The organism is Synechococcus sp. CCY9201, assembly GCF_034931105.1.
Classification (GTDB): Bacteria; Cyanobacteriota; Cyanobacteriia; order PCC-6307; family Cyanobiaceae; genus CBW1002.
On the sequence record NZ_JAYGIC010000106.1, the window covers coordinates 18,823 to 39,663 of the forward strand.

25 protein-coding genes are annotated in these 20,841 nt (G+C 58.3%); all 25 read left to right on the top strand.

Features of this window, described 5'->3' with window-relative positions:
- Window positions 1-33: 33 nt before the first annotated feature.
- On the top strand, window positions 34-498 hold the full coding sequence (locus VB716_RS10570) for a hypothetical protein (RefSeq protein WP_323270432.1): 465 nt from the start codon (window positions 34-36) through the stop codon (window positions 496-498).
- A complete protein-coding gene (rfbG, locus tag VB716_RS10575; protein ID WP_323270433.1) occupies window positions 485-1,582 on the top strand; it encodes a CDP-glucose 4,6-dehydratase in 1,098 nt (365 codons plus the stop codon). The genes VB716_RS10570 and rfbG overlap by 14 nt, the downstream gene beginning before the upstream one ends.
- Window positions 1,583-1,664: 82 nt before the next feature.
- Window positions 1,665-1,919, top strand: a complete 255-nt coding sequence (locus VB716_RS10580; RefSeq protein ID WP_323270434.1) for a hypothetical protein — start codon at window positions 1,665-1,667, stop codon at window positions 1,917-1,919.
- A gap of 19 nt (window positions 1,920-1,938) precedes the next feature.
- Window positions 1,939-2,496 carry a dTDP-4-dehydrorhamnose 3,5-epimerase family protein gene (locus tag VB716_RS10585; protein WP_323270435.1) on the top strand — a complete coding sequence of 186 codons (558 nt, stop codon included), beginning with the start codon at window positions 1,939-1,941 and terminating at the stop codon, window positions 2,494-2,496.
- Between the two features lie 24 nt (window positions 2,497-2,520).
- Entirely contained in the window at window positions 2,521-2,751 is a 231-nt protein-coding gene (locus tag VB716_RS10590; protein ID WP_416238102.1) for a FitA-like ribbon-helix-helix domain-containing protein, read from the top strand.
- 4 nt (window positions 2,752-2,755) lie between these two features.
- A complete protein-coding gene (locus VB716_RS10595; protein ID WP_323270437.1) occupies window positions 2,756-3,208 on the top strand; it encodes a type II toxin-antitoxin system VapC family toxin in 453 nt (150 codons plus the stop codon).
- A 3-nt stretch (window positions 3,209-3,211) separates the two neighbouring features.
- A complete protein-coding gene (locus VB716_RS10600; protein ID WP_323270438.1) occupies window positions 3,212-4,423 on the top strand; it encodes a class I SAM-dependent methyltransferase in 1,212 nt (403 codons plus the stop codon).
- A 63-nt stretch (window positions 4,424-4,486) separates the two neighbouring features.
- Complete coding sequence (locus VB716_RS10605; protein WP_323270439.1) at window positions 4,487-5,314, top strand: NAD(P)-dependent oxidoreductase; 828 nt, start codon at window positions 4,487-4,489, stop codon at window positions 5,312-5,314.
- Entirely contained in the window at window positions 5,311-6,102 is a 792-nt protein-coding gene (locus VB716_RS10610; RefSeq protein ID WP_323270440.1) for a cephalosporin hydroxylase family protein, read from the top strand. The genes VB716_RS10605 and VB716_RS10610 overlap by 4 nt, the downstream gene beginning before the upstream one ends.
- Window positions 6,103-6,116: 14 nt before the next feature.
- Window positions 6,117-7,148, top strand: a complete 1,032-nt coding sequence (locus VB716_RS10615; protein WP_323270441.1) for a glycosyltransferase — start codon at window positions 6,117-6,119, stop codon at window positions 7,146-7,148.
- Window positions 7,149-7,157: 9 nt separating this feature from the next.
- Entirely contained in the window at window positions 7,158-8,042 is an 885-nt protein-coding gene (locus VB716_RS10620; protein WP_323270442.1) for an FkbM family methyltransferase, read from the top strand.
- A gap of 4 nt (window positions 8,043-8,046) precedes the next feature.
- Window positions 8,047-9,078, top strand: a complete 1,032-nt coding sequence (locus VB716_RS10625; RefSeq protein WP_323270443.1) for a glycosyltransferase — start codon at window positions 8,047-8,049, stop codon at window positions 9,076-9,078.
- A 3-nt stretch (window positions 9,079-9,081) separates the two neighbouring features.
- Window positions 9,082-10,128, top strand: a complete 1,047-nt coding sequence (locus tag VB716_RS10630) for a glycosyltransferase family 4 protein (protein ID WP_323270444.1) — start codon at window positions 9,082-9,084, stop codon at window positions 10,126-10,128.
- A gap of 17 nt (window positions 10,129-10,145) precedes the next feature.
- A complete protein-coding gene (locus VB716_RS10635; protein ID WP_323270445.1) occupies window positions 10,146-10,952 on the top strand; it encodes an FkbM family methyltransferase in 807 nt (268 codons plus the stop codon).
- Window positions 10,949-12,052 carry a glycosyltransferase gene (locus VB716_RS10640; protein WP_323270446.1) on the top strand — a complete coding sequence of 368 codons (1,104 nt, stop codon included), beginning with the start codon at window positions 10,949-10,951 and terminating at the stop codon, window positions 12,050-12,052. The genes VB716_RS10635 and VB716_RS10640 overlap by 4 nt, the downstream gene beginning before the upstream one ends.
- Window positions 12,049-13,155 (top strand): glycosyltransferase, encoded by a 1,107-nt coding sequence (locus VB716_RS10645; RefSeq protein WP_323270447.1) that lies wholly within the window; start codon window positions 12,049-12,051, stop codon window positions 13,153-13,155. The genes VB716_RS10640 and VB716_RS10645 overlap by 4 nt, the downstream gene beginning before the upstream one ends.
- Before the next feature lie 28 nt (window positions 13,156-13,183).
- Window positions 13,184-13,885, top strand: a complete 702-nt coding sequence (locus VB716_RS10650; protein WP_323270448.1) for an FkbM family methyltransferase — start codon at window positions 13,184-13,186, stop codon at window positions 13,883-13,885.
- A complete protein-coding gene (locus tag VB716_RS10655) occupies window positions 13,882-14,037 on the top strand; it encodes a hypothetical protein (RefSeq protein WP_323270449.1) in 156 nt (51 codons plus the stop codon). The genes VB716_RS10650 and VB716_RS10655 overlap by 4 nt, the downstream gene beginning before the upstream one ends.
- A 257-nt stretch (window positions 14,038-14,294) precedes the next feature.
- Window positions 14,295-15,158, top strand: coding sequence for a glycosyltransferase (locus VB716_RS10660; RefSeq protein WP_323270450.1), 864 nt, complete (start codon window positions 14,295-14,297; stop codon window positions 15,156-15,158).
- A 131-nt stretch (window positions 15,159-15,289) separates the two neighbouring features.
- A complete protein-coding gene (locus tag VB716_RS10665) occupies window positions 15,290-15,847 on the top strand; it encodes an FkbM family methyltransferase (protein ID WP_323270451.1) in 558 nt (185 codons plus the stop codon).
- A complete protein-coding gene (locus tag VB716_RS10670) occupies window positions 15,774-16,241 on the top strand; it encodes an FkbM family methyltransferase (RefSeq protein WP_323270452.1) in 468 nt (155 codons plus the stop codon). The genes VB716_RS10665 and VB716_RS10670 overlap by 74 nt, the downstream gene beginning before the upstream one ends.
- Window positions 16,242-16,246: 5 nt before the next feature.
- A complete protein-coding gene (locus VB716_RS10675) occupies window positions 16,247-17,452 on the top strand; it encodes a glycosyltransferase family 4 protein (protein WP_323270453.1) in 1,206 nt (401 codons plus the stop codon).
- A gap of 27 nt (window positions 17,453-17,479) precedes the next feature.
- The gene (locus tag VB716_RS10680) at window positions 17,480-18,241 is read left to right on the top strand and encodes a sulfotransferase family 2 domain-containing protein (protein ID WP_323270454.1); all 762 of its coding nucleotides are present in this window, start codon (window positions 17,480-17,482) and stop codon (window positions 18,239-18,241) included.
- Window positions 18,242-19,408, top strand: a complete 1,167-nt coding sequence (locus VB716_RS10685; protein WP_323270455.1) for a glycosyltransferase — start codon at window positions 18,242-18,244, stop codon at window positions 19,406-19,408.
- Window positions 19,405-20,769, top strand: coding sequence for a hypothetical protein (locus tag VB716_RS10690; RefSeq protein WP_323270456.1), 1,365 nt, complete (start codon window positions 19,405-19,407; stop codon window positions 20,767-20,769). The genes VB716_RS10685 and VB716_RS10690 overlap by 4 nt, the downstream gene beginning before the upstream one ends.
- The last annotated feature ends 72 nt before the right edge of the window (window positions 20,770-20,841 follow it).

Here is a 20,841-nt window from a genome sequence, read left to right on the forward strand (position 1 = left end):
GCTTGATGATTATCTTGTCTTGATGATGATGCCTTGAAGGCCTATACGCTTAATCCTCAGACTTATTCCATAGCAAATGATTCCAGTATCGCTGATATTGCGCTACTGGCCAGTCGTGTGCGCAGGGTTGACTGGTCTGGAGCTTGCGATGCAAGCCATCAGCTTCTTTACGGAATCAGGATGAACGACAGGAAGGCGTGGGATCCAGAAGCTCTTGAGTTGGCCCTGAATAGGTTGAGCTCCCCAAATTGTGTTTGGGTGGACTCTGATGGATTGACTAAAAACGCCGTGCAAAACATTCTTGCATTGGTTTCAGGGCGAAAAAATAGTACAAGCAGGGTAAATTGGAATGTCTATTCTAATAAGGCTCCCAGCGACGCCTTGACTCGGCAAAGCATTGCCTCTTGCCAATTAACTGAGATTGAGTCGAGGATCGCTATGGATATCAAGCTTCATGAAAGTTTGAAACCCGGTTTATTTTGTCTTGAACCATTCTGACTTCTGGCGTGGCCGGCGGGTCTTCATCACCGGCCACACAGGTTTCAAAGGCAGTTGGCTCACGCTCTGGTTGCTGAGCCTCGGCGCAGAGGTTTGGGGCTATGCGCGGGCTCCTGAACCGGGGCACGCTCTGTTCACCGATCTTGACCTGGATCAAGCCACTGGGAATGCTGACTGGGGGAAGCTCCAGCACAAACTCGGTGATCTGAGCGATCTGCAGGCGGTGAGCCGATGCGTTCAGGACGCCCAGCCGCAGGTGGTGATCCATCTGGCGGCCCAGCCGCTGGTGCGCCGCAGCTACCGCGATCCGCTTGGCACCTGGGCCACCAATGTGCAGGGCTCGCTCCACCTGCTCGAAGCGCTCAAGCCGTTGCAGCACCCCTGCGCGGTGGTGATGGTGACCACCGACAAGGTGTATGCCAACCGGGAGTGGGACTACGGCTATCGGGAAGAGGACAGGCTCGGCGGCCACGACCCCTACAGCGCCAGCAAGGCTGCTGCTGAGCTGGCGATCGCCAGCTGGCGCGTCAGCTTCTGCGGCTCAGGCGCCCACCAAACGCCTCACCTGGCGATCGCCACGGCTCGGGCCGGCAACGTGATCGGCGGGGGCGACTGGGCCGAAGACCGGATAGTGCCCGACGCGATGCGCTCCCTGGCGGCCGGAGAGGCCATTCCGGTGCGCCGGCCGGAGGCCACTCGCCCCTGGCAGCACGTGCTGGAGCCATTGGGGGGCTACCTGCTGCTGGCTGAGCAGCTGGCAACAGCTGCCCAGACCCACGCAAGCACTTTCAATTTTGGCCCGGCCTTGGAGGCCAACCGCAGCGTGCGCGAGCTGGTGGAAGCGGCCCTGGGCCACTGGCCCGGCAGCTGGCGGGATCTCTCCGATCCCAATGCGCCCCATGAGGCCGGCCGCTTGCACCTGCAGATCGATAAAGCTCACCACCAACTCGGCTGGCAGCCCCGCTGGCCATTTGCCACCACCGTGGAGCGCACTGTGGGCTGGTATCGGGCTGTGCATGAGGGGGCCAGTCCGCTGGAGTGCTGTATTGCGGATCTTGAGTCTTACTTGAGCCCATGCCCGTGATCTTCAGCCAGGATGGAGAGCGGGTCGTCACGACCTACCCAAATGATGAACGCACGGTGACCAATCGCCTCGGAGGTGGCCGATGGATCTTTCCCAACACCTGACCACTCAGCTCAAAGGGATGGAGCGTCTTGTGGACGCCGAGACGGGTGCCATCCTGTTCCGCCATCCCACCCTGCGCGGCATCCCTGATCTGGTGGTTGAGGGTGATGGTTATACGTTGGAATTCATGGGCCCAACACTGCTGTGTCTTGATATCAGTGATACCACGGGCATGGCCCGCCTGTTGGCTGATCCTGTGAAGGCCCAGTTGCCGGTTGGGGTTGAGTGGGCGTGACGCCCATGGGAGCCAGGTTTTGACCGCAGAACTGAAGCCAACACCCCTCAACGGTGTCTTCGAGCTGCATGCCCCGCCGTTTGCCGATCATCGGGGCGCCTTCCTCAATGCCTTCCGGGCCCAGGAGCCGGCGTTTATCGGTTCCTGGGGGGATCGCGGCATTGCCCAGGTGAACCTCAGCCGCACGGAAGCTGTGGGCACGATCCGGGGGCTGCATCGTCAGGCTGAACCCCATAGCGAGGCCAAGCTGGTGCGTTGCCTGCGGGGCCGGGTGTGGGATGTGGCGGTGGATCTGCGGACAGACTCCACCACCTACGGCCAGTGGCATGCGCTGAAGCTGAGCCCCGATCAGGGCAACGCCCTGCTGCTCCCCGAGGGCTGCGCCCATGGCTTTCAGGTGCTGGAGCCCGGCAGTGAACTGCTGTATCTGCATTCCGGCGCCTGGGTGCCGGAGGCGGAAACCGGCGTGCGTTGGGACGATCCAACGCTGGCGATTGCCTGGCCCCTGCCGGTGGCTGCCCTGAGCGACCGCGACCGCAACCTCCCCTGGCTCAGTGACAGAAATTCGATGGCATAATGAGATCACTTCAGGGAGGGTGGTATGCCATCGCTGAGCTTGCGGGGGCTGTCGGATCAGACTTATGAGGGCTTGCGCCAGCTCGCTCTCCGCAACCACCGCAGCATGCAGGAGCAGGTGCGGCTCCTGATTGAGCGGGAGGTGCGTTACGCCCAGGTGGGTGCTGTGGAGCGGGCCCGGCAGTGGCGTTCCGTGCTGGCTGGGCGCCATTTCCCCGATCTGGCTGCCGACATTCAGTCTGACCGCAATCGCTGATGCGATGAGTCCAACAGCGTGGACCCAGTCCGATGTGTTTGTCCTGGATACCTCTGCCCTGCTGAGGCTGTATCTGGCCGATGGGCCGCTCCCCCCTTCGTTGGAGCCCGTCATCCAGCGGGGCTGCGGTGGCGACGCTTTGTTGTTGATTCCCGATCTCTGCTTGCTGGAATGCGCTTCGGTGTTGCTGAAGCAGGTACAGCGCCAGCTGCTCAGCGCGGATGAAAGCCGAGCCATCTTGGCGGATGTGTTGCAACTGCCTCTACGGCACACCAGCGCCAGCGATCTGGCAGTCGCAGCGCTTGATCAGGCCATGGCCTTTTCGCTGAGCGTCTATGACGCCAGTTACCTCGCTTTGGCGCTTAAGCATGGTGCCCAGTTGATCACCGCAGACAAGCAACTTGCTAAAGCAGCAGCATCGCTGGGCTGTCTAGCGGATTCATCACCACTCAGTTGATTGATGCCCCACCCCTGCCGCCACTGCGGATCGCCCCTCACGCATGAGGTGATCGATCTGGGCCATCAGCCGCCCAGCAACGCCTACCTCACCCCTGATCAGCTGACGCTGCCCGAGCTCACTTACCCCCTCCAGGTGTTCGTGTGCAGCCACTGCTGGCTGGTGCAGCTGCCAGTCCACGCGCCGGCCGAGCAGCTGTTCACCGCAGATTACGCCTACTTCTCCAGCACCTCCAGCAGCTGGTGCGCCCACGCCGAGCGGTTTGTGGCGGCGGCGGTGGAGCGGCTGGGGTTGGGGTGCGAAAGCCGGGTGGTGGAGCTGGCCAGCAACGACGGCTACCTGCTGCAGTACGTGCAGCAGCGAGGTATTCCCTGCCTGGGCATCGAGCCCACCCACGCCACGGCAGAGGCGGCGCGGGCCAAGGGCATCACCACGATTGAGCGTTTCTTCGGGGTGGCGCTGGCTGAGGAACTGGAGCCCGCCGATCTGGTGGTGGCCAACAACGTGCTGGCGCACGTGCCCGAGATCAACAATTTTGTGGCGGGCATCGCCCGGCTGCTCAAGCCCACCGGGCGCGCCTCAATCGAGTTTCCGCATCTGCTGCGGCTGCTGGCGGGCAACCAGTTCGACACGATCTACCATGAGCACTACAGCTACCTGAGCCTGCGGGCGGGGGCCCGCATCGCCGCGGCTGCCGGATTGGAGGTGGTGGATGTGGAGGAGCTGCCCACCCATGGCGGCAGCCTGCGGGTGTGGCTGGCCCACCAGGACGCCGCAGAGCCAACAACGGCGGTGGCGGCGGTGGTGGCGGCTGAGACAGCGGCGGGGCTGGAAACGCTGGGGGCCTACGCCGGCTTCCAGCAACGGGCCGAAACCACCAAGCACGCCCTGCTGGAGTTTCTGCTGCAGGCCAAACGTGAAAGCCGGTGCGTACTGGGCTATGGCGCCGCTGCCAAGGGCAACACCCTGCTCAACTACGCCGGCATCCGGGCCGACCTGCTGCCAGCGGTGGCCGACCGGGCCCTCAGCAAGCAGGGCAAGCTGCTGCCTGGCAGCCACATCCCCGTGATCAGCCCCGAGCAGCTGGCCACCGAGGCCGCCGACGCCCTTCTGGTGTTGCCTTGGAACCTGATCGAGGAAGTGCGGCAGCAACTGCCTGCCATCGAGCTGGTGACGGGGATTCCAGAGTTGCGGCATTGGCGAGGAGGGCATTGAGATGAGCAGCAACCAGATCCGCAAGATCCCCTACACCCAGCCCTCGATCACAGTGCTGAAGCAGTGACAACGATTCATCTGCTGGGTAGCGAAGGTTTCATCGGTCGTGCTGTCCAGCGCGAGGCGGGCGGCCTTCAGCTGCATTGCTGGAGCCACAGAGAATTAGACCCTGAACATCATTTCGACCTGCTCGATCCCTCAAGTTGGCAGGCATTGCTCAAGTGCCAGCCAACGCATGCCATTCTGTTGAGCTGGCCAGGGCTTCCCAACTATCAGGAGCTGTTTCATGTCAACCGAAATTTGCCGGCTTGTATCGAGTTGATTGAGCAGCTGGTGGATGCCGGCCTTCAGCGCCTTTTGGTTGCGGGCACCTGCTACGAATATGGGCTGCAGAACGGTCCCATGAGTGAGGATCAGTTCACGGACCCAGTGAACTGCTACGCCATTGCCAAAGACAGCCTGCGCCGCGTGATCGCCAGCCGCTATAGCCAACAGGATTTGCAATGGTGCTGGACTCGCATTTTCTACCCCTTTGGCCAAGGCCAGAATCCTCATTCGCTGATACCATCTTTGCAGAAGGCCTTAGAGTCGGGGGAGAAGTCTTTCCCAATGGGGTCCGGCCGCCAGCTGCGTGATTTCATTGATGTGCAGGAGGTGGCACGACAGTTGCTGACATTGGTAATGCATCAAGACGCGGGAGGTATTTACAACACAGGCTCGGGCATTCCCCGTTCAGTGCTTGAGATGGCCGAAGAGGCTATTGCGGCTCATGGAGGTAGCATTCGGCTTAAGAGAGCGGTCTACCCAGATCGCTCTGATGAGCCTCTGGCATTCTGGGCTCATATGGATAAGTTCAAAGCCCTTCTGAGGATCCCGGAGACAATCCCATGAGTAACAATCCGATTCAGACACACTTACAAGAAGCAATTCAGCGTGCCAATGCTCAGGCGCTTGATATAAGCATTGCCCAGCCCGCCAAAGAGTTTTTTGCTCGCAGCCACCAACTGTTGTATTCATATAACTTTTCATGGCTGTCCCGGCCAATTATTCAATATCCGCAAGACATCGTTGCTTTCCAGGAAGTCGTTTCGCAGGTAAAGCCTGATCTGATCCTTGAAACCGGCATCGCCCACGGCGGTTCACTTGTTTTGTCCGCTTCCTTGCTTTGCCTTCTGGACGTGATGGAAGGCCTGGATCCTCGTCAATCCCCCCGCAAAGTCGTGGGCGTCGACATTGATATCCGCCCCCACAACCGCCAAGCCCTCGATGAGCATCCCCTGCGCTTCAAGATAGAGCTAATTGAGGGATCCTCGATCGACCCAGAGATCATCCAGCAGGTGCGCAGCCATGCAGATGGCGTCGATCGGGTACTGGTGTCCTTGGATTCCAACCACACGCATGAGCACGTGCTCGCTGAACTGAATGCTTACGCTGATCTGGTGTCGGTTGGCAGCTATTGCATCGTCTTCGACACCGTGGTGGAAGACCTACCTGCCGGATCCTTCCCCGATCGTCCCTGGGACGTTGGCAACAACCCCAAAACGGCCGTTCATGAATGGCTGAAGACCCATCCCGAGTTTGAGATCGATAAAGACATCGACAACAAGCTGTTGATTAGCGTGGCACCGGATGGATATTTGAAGAAAAACCCGGCATCTTCTATATACTGCGACTCTTGATTCTTGACCTCTAGGTGAACATTTTGTCATCTTCGATCCCGCCTTCATTATCAGTTCTGCTGCTTATAGGCTGCTACGAATCCGAGGCATACGATGAGCGTCGCCTAGACTGGCTAGAAATGAGTCTAAATGACCTCCGTTGTCAGACTTTTCGGCCAACCGAGATCATTGTCTCTTTGAACAGCTCCGTTAGCCATAGCGACTTTGTCACGAAATTAGTCAGCACCTACATAGACACTTATTCATGTGTCAAATACAGCCTGCCTCGTAGTGGAGCCTTCAACTTTGAAACATTGATATCTCTAGCAACGTCTGATCTCATCTGCTTTTGGAGTGATCATGATCGACATGGCAAGCTTTTTCTCGAACAATGTGTTAAGGCTGTAGTAGATTATCCAGCTATGCATGCATGTCCAATAATTAACTATGCCTTTGAGGATGGAAGACCCTATACTCCAGAGCCAGTCAGCTTATTTGCTGTCAACACATGCAGTTTAAGCAGTGTCGATTCTCTTAAATCCGCTCTTTCGTCTGATATTAGAGGGTCAATTTATGGAATATGGAAAAGGCAGCTTTTTAATAATATTCCATCTTATGGAATTGAAAAAATAGACTTTTTGCTTGTTTATGCTGCAGCCCTAAGCGGTGGATATGTTTTCTTTGAATCCGACAAAGAATCCTTGGTTCTTCGGCATAAAAAGTCAAAAGGTAATAACCATTCGAAACTTCTCCCCTCGCTTATTATGAGTGAAGATAATTATAGGATGACTGCTCATTCTCGCCTCCTTAGAGGCCTTGTAAGTATCATCGGCCAATCAAGCCTAGGTGCGCTAGAGAAATCCAGAGCCATGGTAGTCGTCAGGAAAACCTTTAGCAGCAAATCTAATTATTGCGGCTGCTCTTATCTTGGCGCGAAGCTGATGCTAAAGTCAATAATATCATTGGTTAGGGGGCGACAGTCAATTTCTTCTTTTGTTATTCAGCTTGGATTCGCCATGTCAGCCTGGCAAGATTTATCTTCAACCTATAAGTTCAAAATCAATTAGTTCGCGATCATGAAAAAAAGAATTAAGCAGCTTATGCTTCATCTGCTCAAAAAGCATGCGCTCTCGAGAATGCCACTTTCTTCGGAGCTTGCCAAACTCGGAAACTATTATCATGAATATTATTACAATGTAAATCATAACCCTATAGAAAATGGTGAATACTGGCTTTTGAACATGGCCGCCGCTCAAGAGGCTGATATTATTGATGTCGGTGCTTTTATTGGTGAATATAGCAACTATTTCTTGACTCATGCACGGCAAGGGCGTGTAATTGCTGTAGAACCATCTATTGAATCTTATGCTGCTCTCTGCAGCAATCTTAGGTCTTACATCTGCGAGGCTAACTGCGCTGCATCTAGGCTCTTGCTCTTCAATTGCGCTGCATCTGAAAACGATACGGATTTAGAATACTTTTATAGCAGTACGCATCCCAATGGGAGCACTCTAAATCATGCATTTGCCAATCAGCCTGAGTTTACTAGTAGTAATGAGTTTATCTTGAGACTAGTACAAGCCAAATCCTTGGATAGCATTATTCTTGCATCAGGCTTGCAAATGGAGGCAGTTGCCCTTCTTAAGATTGATGCCGAAGGCCATGAAAATGCAGTACTCAGAGGAGCCTGTAATGTATTGAAGACAGTTGGAATTGTTCAAATCGAGTATGGAATGCATAATCTATCTAAACGTTGGTTGCTAAAGGATATTTATTGTGAGTATAGTTCGCGGTTCCACATCGGTAGGCTTTATCCATCCAGTATCGTAATCTCAAAAGACTACGATCCTAAGTGGGAAGACTTTAAGGGTCGAAATCTTGTGATGCTCAACAAGAGCTCGGACGCGCATCCTTTTGCGAAAAGCATGTTGGCAAGAAAGGATTCCGTTTTCTGGCTGTGAAGATATGAAGATAACTCTTATTGGTGAACCATGGCTTATGCCACCTAAATACTATGGTGGAGCTGATCGGATGCTTCATTTGCTTGCTCGAGGCCTGGAAAAACGAGGGCATACAGTTCACTTAATGGCAGGTAAAGGGTCATGTGAATATGGTGGCCGTTTTATTTCATACAAGAATCAGAGCAAGAGCCTTGCGAGCCGTGCCTATCGACGGATTGACTTTGGGCTTAAGACCTTATGGCTCGCTAGAGATGCTGACATTATCCACTCATTCAAGTTTTGGCCAAGTTATCATTGGTCGGTAAACAATATTGGTAAACCAGTCGTTTACACACAGCAAAACACTGTAAGCCCCACTGATCTTTTGTCGGTAATCAAGTCCAATCCCAAGCACGGATACATGCAAGCAATATCTCAGTCACAGATCAGAAATCTAAATGTGCAGGGTAGTGCCACTCCCTTTGTAATCCATAATGCCGTGGACACCGAGGTCATACGTCCCATCGTAAGACCATCTCGTGACTACCTTGCGTACCTAGGAAGACTCAATTATGATAAAGGCATTGATATTGCTGTGCGCCTATCACTGCAGACTGGCATACCTCTTAAAATCGCTGGCGTCGTCAGGCCAGCGGAACCAGATGCGGCCTTGTTATTCGAGAAGGCAGTTAAACCTTTCCTTGGCAATCAGATTGAATTTATTGGGGCAATCGACGATTCACAGAAGTCAAGGTTTCTTGGCAACGCCCTTGCACTTCTTATGCCCAATAGATGGAATGAGCCCTTTGGTATTGTTATAGCTGAAGCCCTTTCGGCGGGGACTCCAGTTATTGGAACGAATTTAGGATCGATTCCGGAATTAGTCGAAGATGGCAAGACCGGTCTTATTTGCGATAGTTATGACGAGCTTTTTAATAGCATTCATCATGTCGACAAGATAAGACCAGGCGAATGCCGCAAAGCAGCTCTCAACAAGTTCTCAGAGAAAGTTTACATGGACAATATCCTAAGGATGTACGCAAATATTCTTGCGTGATAAATGAAAATACTTCTGATAGCCGACCCTGTCATCCCCATTCCCCCCAACCACTACGGCGGCGCCGAGCGGATTGTGGCTCTGTACGCCCAAGAGTTTTCCCGCTTAGGCCATCGTGTCGATCTTCTCGCTGGCCCAGGATCGCGTCACTACGGAGGGCAGCTCCATATTCACCATGCGCCATCCAAGGCTTACCTAAGTAGAGCCAATCGCAAGATTCGCTTTCAGCTGCAAAGCCTATGGGCAGCGCGGGATTGTGATGTTGTCTATAGCCATGGACGCTTTGACTATCTTTATTCGCTGCTTCAATCGGGCAAGCCTTTGCTTCAACTTTTTCCCAACCCTATTGACCAGCAGCAGATCGATTTTGCCGAGCAAAGAATTCGTGCCAAGGCTGCTTTTCATTTCATCAGTGCCAATCAGGCATCCCACGCCAAGATCACTGCTCCATCGTGCGTGATCCCCAACCCCGTTGACACTCGGGCTTATCGCGTGGCTGAAGGCACTGGAAATTACCTAGTCTTTCTTGGACGACTTACGATGAACAAGGGCGTTGATGTGGCCATTGACGTGGCGCGACGAACTGGCCGCAAGCTTGTGATTGCTGGCAATGTGTCCAAAGAGAAAGGCGGTGAGCAGTATTTCCGGGAGCAGGTGGAGCCGCATCTCGATGGCGATCAGATCCGTTGGATTGGCCCTGTCAATGACGCACAGAAACAGGTGTTACTCAGCAATGCCGATGCCCTGCTCTTTCCGATCCGCTGGGATGAGCCGTTCGGGTTTGTGATGGTTGAAGCCTTGGCTTGCGGTACCCCTGTGATTGCTACACGCCGAGCCTCCACACCGGAGGTGATCAACCATGGCATGACTGGCTGGCTGTGTGAACCTGAAGAACCTTCAGTGGATGCCTTTGTGGAAGCTGTACATCACCTGCACGAACTGGATCGCCAGGCCTGCCGGCGAGCAGCTGAGCAGAGGTTTGATGTGCGGGTGGTAGCCCCACGTGTGCTGGAGGTCCTCACCAAGCTGGCCCGGGAGCCGATCGTATGATTCGGATTCGATCCTTGTTGGCTGAACGGCTGCTGGATTATCTCGCTTTTGGCAAGTGTAAACGTGGAAAGTATCGGCTTGCACAGCTGGCGTCTCGCGTGCTGGATGGTGCCGTCATTCGTTCGGCCTACGGGCCGTTGTTGCACTGCCGCTTTGCCGATAGCACGTTCTGGTTAGCAGCGCGCTATGGCAATGATGAAGTCATGGCACTCTTGGCCGATCTGAGCCCTAATGATGGCTTTATCGATGTGGGTGCCAATATTGGTCTCACAACCTGCTTTGCTGCAGGCAGAGGTGCTGCAGTTCTAAGCCTTGAACCTAGCGCCCGCGAATTTGCAGATCTTCTGCGTAACATCAAGCTTTTAGATACCCCCCCCGTAGCTCTTCCGGTAGCGGCTAGTTGCCAAGCCGAGTTTCTAGGGTTTCGGATTGGTCACTTGTCGCATTCTGGTGGTAACTCATTCGGCAGTGCACGCGGTTCGAAGGAAAGCGATGTCGTCGTGCAGGCCGTGAAGCTTGATGATCTTCTGACTGATGATCAATTGCGTGGTTGGCAGTCGATGCATAAGGCTGTCGAAGCCCACTCGCTTGTTGTGAAGATCGACGTTGAGGGTTTTGAAGCCCAGGTGCTTGAAGGGATGCAGCGGCTGCTATCCGAGCGCCGTTGCCGCAAAGTCATTGTTGAGGAAAATATCGGCCGGGCGAAAGCTCTGATTGGTGATCAGAATCTCACGGCCACGATGGCCCAGTTTGGTTACGAGCCCACGGTGGATCCAGCAGGTCGCTCTCACTTTGATCAGTGCTATGTGCCCGCCCCAACGTGAGTTCCAAGCTGCTGATCGTCCTCACTTCCCTCGTCGCCGAAGGCTGCCCCCAACTCGCCCTGCAGCTGGCCCTCCACTGGCAGCAGCAGGGCCTGGCAGTGGAGCTTCTCTGCCTGCGCGATCAACCCAACGATCTGCGGCCGGAGTTTGAAGCACTCGGCATTCCGATCCACACCTTCGCTTTAGGCCATGGCTTAGCCCGCTACCCGCGGTTGGCCTGGCTCAGCTACCGGCTTTGCCGACGCCTGCGCCCCCAGGCGGTGCTCAGCTTCCCGCTCGGCTGGCATGCCTTCATCGCGATCGGGTCACGGCTGGCCGGAGTGCGCCGCATGTGTGCCCATGTGGGCAACCTGCCGCCGGTGTGGACAGGCCAGTCATTTCAGAAGTTCAAGCTGGAGGTGCAGCTGGGGCGGCCCTTCACCCACCGGCTGCTGTGCTGCTCCGATTACATCCGCGCCGCCACCGTGCGCGATTTTGGCCTGTCGCGCCGGGAAGCCAGCACCATTTACAACGCCTGCGATCTGGAGCGCTTTGCCGCAGTGCAACGCGATCCGGCGGCGCACCAGCCGCCGCGGCTGGGCATGGTGGCGCGGCTGGAGCAACACAAAGACCAACCCACCTTGATCCGTGCGGTGGCTCTGCTGCGGGATCAGGACGTTGAAACGGATCTATGGCTGATCGGTGAGGGCAGCCAGCGCCCCCAGCTAGAAGCCCTGATCCAATCCCTGCAGCTAACCAGGCAGGTGCAGCTGCTCGGCAGTCGCCGTGACATCCCTGCACTGCTGGCCAAGATGGATTTATTTGTGTTCTCCGCCCGCCCCGATGAAGGCTTTGGCATCGCCCTGGCAGAAGCCATGGCCGCCGGTGTGCCGGTCGTGGCTACCAATGTGGGCGCCTGCCGTGAGGTGCTGGACGGCGGCCGCTGCGGCCTGCTCGTGGAGCCCAACAGTCCTGAAGCTCTGGCCGAGGCCATTCGACAGGTGCTGGCGGCTCCTGAGGCTGCCCGGCAGCGAGCGGCGGCGGCGCGGCAGCGGGCCCTGCGGCTCTTCAGCGTGGCGGCGATGGCGCAGGCCTACGGCGAGGAGCTGGGGATGACATGAGGGTCCTCCATGTGCTCAACGGCCTCCACGCCGCTGGCATCGAAGCCTTGGCGCTGCAGCTGATCAGCCACAGCCCGGCAGACGTGCAGGCCGAGCTGCTCAACACCGACCGCCAGGCCCAAGAGCAAGCTCCTGCCTTCGCTGAGCTTCAGCACGCCGGCAAGCTGGAGGCGCTGCATCAATGGCGCCGCTGCGACGGGCTTCGTCTGGCCTGGCGTGGCTTCTGGCTCTGCCGTGAGCGTCGCCCGGATGCGTTGCTGCTCTATCCCTGCAACCGGCCGATGCTCTGGCTGGCCCTGGGTGCTCGATTAGCTGGTGTGCGTCGGTTGGCGGTTCATCTCGGCAACACGGCTCCGTCTGATCCCGACGGCAAGCACACCTGGCAGCGGCTGCTGATCTGGTTTCAGCGGCTGGGCGTGGTGGCGGTGCCCTGCACTCAGGCCATCGTGAACTCGTTGCAGCCCCTGCCGGTTGGTCTGCGTCTCGGCCCGGTGATTCCCAATGGCTGCAACGTGTCGGCCATCGCCCGGCGCGCCGCCGCCGCCCGTGCCCGGCGCCCATCGGGCGATGCCCGCAGGGTGCTGATGGTGGCCCGGCTCGATCCGATCAAAGATCAGGCCACCCTGCTGCGGGCCTTCGCGACGGCCCGCCAGCCCGGCTGGCAGTTGCAGCTGGTGGGCGATGGCCCCGATCGTGCTCGCCTAGAGGCATTGGCCGTTGAGCTGGGCTTGGATCCTGTGCAGGTGATCCTCGGCCGCCGCAGCGACATCCCCGAACTGCTGGGTCAGGCGGATCTGTTTGCCTTCTCCACCACCCCCGCGGAAGGCTTTGGGATCGTGCTGATTGAGGCGATGGCCGCTGGGCTGCCGATCGTTGCCAGTGATGTGCCGGCCTGCCGGGAGGTGTTGCTGGATGGGGCGGCGGGGATGCTGGTTCTGGCGGGAGATGTGGACAATTGGAGCGCCCAGCTCAGGCAGCTCCTACAAGATGCCCACCGCCGCGAGCAACTGGCAGGGCGAGCTCATACCCATTCGCCCGCTTATGACATTCGCTACACGGCCGAGCAGTGGTATCGGTTGATGGAAGGTAGAGAACTAAAGTGAATCATTCCCTTGTGATCAAATAATCGGCATGCTACGCACCACTTGGCGCTGGTTCTTCCCCCGCCTGCAGCGTTTCCTTCCCTCCCATCATGGCAATCCACTGCTGGCTCGGGTTGATCGTTTAGCCACCGTATTTCATGGGCTCTATGAAAATGGCAACTATGATCCTGCCAGCAACGGAGAAGCGTGGCTGCTTCAGCAGCTTGCGTGTTTTCGCCCTGCCTTGATTCTGGATGTAGGCGCCAACCGTGGCGAGTATTCTCGCCTGGCTCTAGACATCTGCCCCCAGGCACGGGTGATCGCCTTTGAGCCCATCCCATCCGTATTCGCCCAGTTGGAGGCTGCCTTGGGACAGGAGCCTCGGGCCGAACTCCACAACGCAGCGCTGGCGGATTCTAACGGTGAGATTCGCTTCTTGTTTGATCCAGCTCGAACCGGCAATACCAGCGCCGTGGTTGGCGTGCAAACAGCCATTCATGGTCTGACAGCTCCAGAGCAGATCACTGCGTCAGCACTACGGCTTGATCATTTCTGTGATTCTAATGGTGTTAATCACATTGACCTCCTCAAGATTGATGTAGAGGGATTTGAATCTCAGGTGATGGCAGGGGGGGTGAGATGCTGTTCGATGAGTCGATTGACTGCATTCAAATCGAATACGGCAAGGCCAATCTGTTCTCCCGTTATTTTATTCATGACTACTTGCGTGATTATGGTAGTCATTTCGTGACCGGCAAGCTTTACCCGAAAGGTGTGCGCTGGTTTAGCCACTACTCGGTCGATCAGGATGATCTGATGGGGCCCAATCTGGTGATGGCCAGCCGCCGTAAGCCAGAGTTGGTTCGCTTGCTCAGTATTGAGTCTGGAAGTGCCCTGTCTTGAACCGCCACCTCCTCTGCTGCGGCGACGCCACTCATCCGGCAACGCATGGTGGCCTTTCATTCCGTCTTCTCAAGGCAGGGTTGAAAACAGGTTTTTTGAAGGGTGGCCTAGCTCTTGATCCTCAGCGCCTGCGCCGGCGGCGGCACCTATGGAACTTGTGCCAGCTTCTAAGCAGCGGTAAGCCCGGAGGTTATCAATATAGCCAGGCCTTCACCCGCGCCCTGCTGGACCAGGCCAGGCTCCCGGTTAATCAGCCCTTGGCCCTGCTCAGCCACTTCCCGCTACTGCCGGCCTATCCTTGGCCCGATGCCTGGAGAGTTGATTTTTACATTGATGCTACCTCTCGACAGTTGTTTCACGACTATGGCATCGGCAAACGCATCAACTCCAATTATCAGCAGCGGGTACTTGAGTGGGAGCGTCGGGCGTATGAATCTTCCGGTGCTGTTGTCTGTCGATCGCAGTGGGCGGCCGATTCGGTTGTTATCGACTACGGCATCGACCCCGCCAAGGTTCACGTGGTGCCCGGCGGCGCCAACCTCGATGAAACGCAGCTGGCAGGTCTGCCACCGGTGGATCCGCCGCCCCCTCCGTCTCGGGAGCAGCCCCTGCGCCTCGGTTTCCTTGGCAAGGAGTGGCAGCGCAAGGGAGGCCCTTTTCTGCTGGAGCTCGCCGATGCCCTGCAGCAGCGCGGCATCCCCACCGTGATCCGCGCCATCGGCCCCAATCCCGCCCGGCTCCCTTCCCATCCTTCCCTGCAGCCCCTCGGCTTCATCCACAAGCAGACCCACACCGCCCGCTTTGTGGCCGAGCTGCGCAGCTGGCATTTCGGCACCCTGTTTTCCGATGCTGAGGCCTTTGGCATCTCCAACCGCGAATGCCTGCGCCTGGGGGTGCCCGTGCTCGCCCATGCGGTGGGCGGGATCCCCTCCACACTGCCCGATGCCGGCTGTGGCCAGCTGTTTGCCGCCCACCCCAGCGCCGCCGAGGTGGCCGACTGGATCGTGGCGCGGCTCCGCCCCTACGCGGGCTATCTGCAGTGGCGGGCTGCCCTGGTGCCCCGCTGGCGCGAGTTCACCTGGGAGGCGGCGGCGGAACAGCTGGCGGCGATTCTGGGGTGATCAGCCACGGGCCGGTAGGCGCGCAGCCTGGCATCGGATTCAGACCCGAATCACTCACGGCTCACCTTCCAGCAGTCCCAGGCCTACCAGCACGGCGGCGTCGATCCCCAGCGATAGCGTTTGTTCTCCCCATGCCCTCCCTACTCCCCTACGGCCTGCGCAAGATCTGGGGCCATCCCGCCAACCGATCCCCCGGAGGGTTGCGGGCCCTGGTGCGCTGCCTGGGCCGCAGTGGTGCCTGGGCGAGTTACCAACTGCAGAAGCAGCTGGGCCTGTTCCCGTCCCAGGGGCGGATCATCCCCTGGATCGATGGGCTGCGGCTGCGGCTGCTGAGCACCAGCCAGCAGAGCCAGGCCTGCCTCTACTACGGCATCCCCGACTGGCCCTCGATGCAGTTCGCCCGCCGCTTCCTGCGCCCGGGTGATCTCTGCGCCGATATCGGCGCCAATGTGGGTGTCTACAGCCTGCTGCTGGCCCGTCACGCCGGAGGCACCAATGTGCATTCCTTTGAGTGTCTGCCGAGCAACGTGGCCAAGCTGCGGGCCAACCTGACGCTCAATGCCCTGGAGGGGCCAGACGGGGTGCGGCTGCATGCCGTGGCCCTGGCCGATCGCGATGGCCTGGTGCTGCTCAATCCCAGCGACGGCGACTCCACCGCCTCGATCTCGCCCCCCCCCCTCTGGGTCTGATGTTGAGACCACTCGCGAAGCCTGGGTGCAGGCCAGGCGGCTGGATGGCTTCCCCTGGCCCGGCCGCTTGGCCTACATCAAGATCGATGTGGAGGGCGCCGAGCAGCTGGTGCTCGCCGGCAGCGAACAGCTGCTGCGCCGCTCGGCTCCGATGGTGTGGAGCTTTGAGTTGCTCAACACCCAGCAGCGCCTCGGCTCCAGCAAGGAGGCCCTGCTGCAGGCCTTCGAGCGCTGGCAGTACCAGTTCTTTCTCTACCGGCCAGCCACCAATCGGTTGGTGCCGTTCATCCCCAATGCCGATGGATCCTGGCCGCGCCGCGACGACGACAATGTGCTGGCGATTCATCTCAGTGCGATGGAGGATGTGGCGAAGCGGTTGTGTGGGATGGAGTAACAACCGTGGCTGAAACCCAGCAACCTGGCCGCCGCTATGCCGTGCTCCAGGCCGGCGCTCGCATGCACTACGCCGTGCCGGCCCTGCTGGCCCGCGCCAATGCCCTGGCGGCCTTCTACACCGATCTCCACAGCAGCCATCGGCCCCTGAGGGTGCTGGATGGCCTCTGGCCCAAAGCAGCCCAACCCAAGAGTCTGAAGCGTCTGCTTGGTCGTCAGCTTCCTGCCGAGCTGCCCCGCCGGCTGGTGCGTGATCAGCCCCTGGCCAGTCTCAGCTGGGCCCGTGGAGCCCGCGGCGATGCGCTGGTGCTGCAACGAGCCTGCCGCGAGCGCTTTGGTGGTGCCAATGCCCTTTACACCAACTTCATCAACAATGATCTGGATACCGTGCGCCAGGCCAAGCAGCAGGGGCTGCATGTGGTGCATGAGCTGATCATCGGCGCCGATGTGGGCCGCATTCTGCTGGAGGAGCGCCGCCGCTATCCCGGCATTGAAGCAGAAGGCGAACCTGAGGAGGTGGTGGAAGCCGGCATTGAGCGCGACCGATTGAAGTGGGCGATCAGCGATCAGGTGCTTGTGCCCTCAGAGTATTGCCGCCAGAGCTCGATCGCCCTGGGCTGTGATCCCGCGAAGATCAGTGTTGTGCCCTATGGCATCCCGGAGCACTGGTTTGATCTGCAACCTGATCCTGTGCCCGGTCGCATTCTTTTTGTGGGCCAGGTGGGGCTGCGCAAGGGCAACCATGTATTGGCTGAAGCCTGCCGGATTCTCCGCTCACGCGGCGTGGCTTTTGAGTGCCGGGTGGCTGGCCCCCTTCATGTGGATGTCACCCTTCCACTCTTTGAAGGGCTCACCTATCTCGGCCAGGTGCCCCGCAGCCAGGTGCAGGAGGAGTTCCGCCGGGCTGATCTCTTCGTGCTTCCCACTTTGGCGGAAGGCATGGCCCTGGTGCACCTGGAAGCCATGGCCTGTGGTGTGCCCGTGATCACCACCCCCCATTGCGGCTCGGTGGTGCGTGACGGCGTGGAGGGATTCATCGTGCCGATCAGGGATCCCCAGGCTCTGGCGGATCGCATGCAGCAATTGCTCGAGCATCGCGATTTGCGAGCCCAGATGGGAACTGCAGCAAGCTTGCGTGCACTCGAATATGACTGGAAACGCTATGGAGAGCGAATTCTGAATGCTTTGTTGTGCGAATTAATTGATCAATAAAGGATGTTTCTAGATTATTCATATCGCTTGGCCGCCTTCAAGCCGGCGCAGGCAGACTTGGTTTCTATGGGTCTATTTGCTGCTGAGGCGGGGCTAGCTGAATGGGTTACCGCTCCCTTGCTTCGGTCAATTGGCGTAAATCCATGGAGTGATTTTCAGAAAGTTTCAAGGTTGATATTCTTGCACATTGCTAAATGTGCTGGCACAAGTTTGCTGCGGCAGCTGCCTAGCGGAATTGTGGGCGCTCACAATAATCATTTTGCGGCTATTCAGTACTGGGCTCATGATGCCAAGGCTTTTCGTGATTCTTTTAAATTTGCCATTGTTCGCTGCCCGGTCGAGAGGTTCGTGAGTGCCTGGAAATACGCACTTTTCAGCGGTCGCTGCGGCCCTCTAGGCAATCGCGTGCCGTCCAGTGTTAACCAGACGGCTCGCCTTCTGGCGCAGCCCCTTGGTAGGCGCTATTTGTGGTCTGCACCTCACTTTCGACCTCAGCTCTCTTTCTTGCTGGCGCCTGTATTTAATTCTTCTAGCGAAGAGAAGAATCAGCCCTGGAATCAACTTGGGATTAGTGTTGATTTCGTTGCTAGGCTGGACAAATTTGCTGAAGCGCTTGAGATATTGTCAAATCATTTGAACATGAGGCTGAGTCCAGATCTTGTTGTGAACTCGACAGGGTCTTTTCGTTATCGACCGAATTGTCTTTTTGACTCAAACTTGTCTGATGAAAGCAGGGAGTTGATCTTGCGCTTCTACCAGGCTGACTACGAATTCTTCCAGTCTCTGTAAATGCTGTATGCCAAAACCCGTTGCCTGCTGGCGCTTCACCGCATTGGCCCTTATCACCATGCCCGTTTTCTGGCTGCTGCCAGTTTAGCCTATCTGCGGGTGTTGGAAACCCGTCCTCAATCACAAGAATATCTGTGGCGTTTCCAGGCCGATGCTGTCTATGGCTTGCATCAGCTCTACGGGCATCATTCCCTGGAGGAAGATCCACCCTCAGACCAGATTGTTCAGCAGTTAGCCGAGATTCTCGATCAGCTTCAACCCCAGACGATCGTGAGCGTGGGCTGGGCGGATCGGGCCTACCAAGCCCTGCTGGTGCTCGCCCACCAGCGGCGGATTCCCGTGGTGCTGATCAGCGACAGCCGCCAGCGTGATGAACCACGCAGCGCCACCAAGGAGTGGATCAAGCGCCAGCTGCTGCGGGGCTATTCCGCAGCCCTGGTGGCCGGCAAGGAAAGCCGTGCTTACCTAACGGAGCTGGGCTTTCCCCCTGCTGCGATCGCCCAGCCCTGGGACGTGGTGGACAACGCCTTCTTTGCTCAGGCCGCTGCCAGCGCTGGGCCTCGCCAGCCCCATTTCCTCTGCGTGAGCCGGCTGGTGGCCAAGAAAAACCATGCTGGTTTGCTCCAGGCCTATGCCACCTATCAACGCCAAGGCGGCCGCTGGGGGCTGCAGTTGGTGGGCAGCGGCCCCCTGGAGCCCGCCATTCGTGACCAGATCGCCGAGCTCCCTGATCCGCAGCGCGTGCAACTGCTGCCCTTCTGCCAGTTGGAGGAGCTGGGCCCGCTCTACGGCCAAGCCAGCGCTTTTGTGTTGGCCAGCAGCACCGACCAATGGGGCCTCGTGGTGAATGAGGCCATGGCCGCCGGCCTCCCCTGCCTGGTAAGCAGCGCCGGCGGCTGTGCCGTGGATCTGGTTGAGCATGGCGTGAGTGGCTGGTGCTTTGATCCCACGGCCCCATCAGCCTTGGCAGCGCTGCTGCTTCAAGCCGAACGCCAATCGCCCGACCAGCGAGCGGCCATGCAGCAGGCTGCTCATCAGCGCCTGCAGGCCTTCACGCCCGAGACCTTTGCCTCTGGCCTGCAGCAGGCGCTGCAATGGGCCATCGCCCAGCCCCGCTTCTCGCGCAGGGCTGCCCTCACTGCCGCCCTGCTCTGCCGCCGCCCATGAACGCTCTGGCGCAACTTGATGGCTTGGAGCTGTTGCTCGTTCTGGCCCTGATTGCCCTGATCGGCTGGGAGTTGCTGCAGGCTCTGCGCAGCCGCTCCTGGGTGGCGGTGTATCGGCCCACGTTGTTTGTGGCGGCCGTGCTGGGCTACTACACCCTGGCAGGCCCTCTGCGGGCTCTGGCTCTCGATGGCCCCCTCTACCGCGGCCTGGATCACCGCCAGCTGCTGTTATGGGGCTGGCTCGGCGCCGTGCTTTCCTATGGATCCCTGTTGCTGGGCTTCTATGCCAGCCCACGCACCAAGGCCCCAAAGCGCCTGATCCTCAATCCCAATCCCCAGCGAATCCATCGGCTTGGCCTCCACCTTTGCCAGCTCGGCCTGCTGATGTTCGCCCTGGTGACCGGCACGCGGCTGGTTGCCTTGTTCAACCCCCTGGCCGCCGGTCAGTTGATCGAGGGCGGCCTCGGTGAGCGCGGTGTGGATGTGGGCGCCATCACCAATTACTTCACCTACGCCGTGAATTTCCTGATTCCCGGCCTCTGCCTGATGGCCGCAGCCTGGCTGCGGCAACGACGCCATACGCCAGTTCTGGTGCTGTGGCTGTTGGCGGCCTTGACGATCTATACCTCCCTCGGCTTCCGCTACCGTCTGGTGCTGCTAGCGATCCCCATCCTGCTGCTCTGGTTCATGGCGCGGCGCAAACGGCCATCGCTGGCCATGCTGGCGGTTTTTCTGGCTGGCTTCATCACCCTCAACGGCCTGATCGGCCTCACACGCAGTTACGGCCGCGGGCTGGATCTCACGGCCATTGAGGGCCAGAGCACGGCAGATCTCGTCGATGCGGGCTTCGGTGAATCGGCAGTGTTTTTCACCACCTCTGGCGTGATCGAGCAGGCGCCAGGCCGCTCATCGTTCATTGGGGGGGCTCCGATTATTAATACTCTTCTTTTTCCTATCCCCAGGTCAATATATCCCTCAAAGCCAGATGTTCCCTATGGTGCCGAGGCTACTGCAATGCTTTATGGCGGTGAGAACTTCGCCAGAGGCTCAGCCTTTCTCAATTACGCCGAGTACTATCTGATTGCCGGCTGGCCCTCCCTGATTGCCCTCAGTGCCCTGCTCGGCTGGCTGCTGCGGCGCCTCTGGAACTGGTTCCTGATTCGCCAGGATGAACCCTTCGCTCAGGCCCTTTATCTGCTCACGGCCTCCTATCTCTATGTGGTGATCAGCCGCGGCTACCTGCCCCAGGTGGTGATGCTCTTCGGCTTCTCCGTCGCGCCCCTGTTCTGGCTCTACGGCCGTTGGTCCCAGCCCGTTGCCCAGCTTGCCTCCCCTTCCGCTCCACCTCTCCCACGCGGCTGACGCCGCCGATGGCGGCATTGCCTCTGCTGTTGCCGAACTGAGCACTGCCCAGGAGCACGCAGGCCTCCGCCC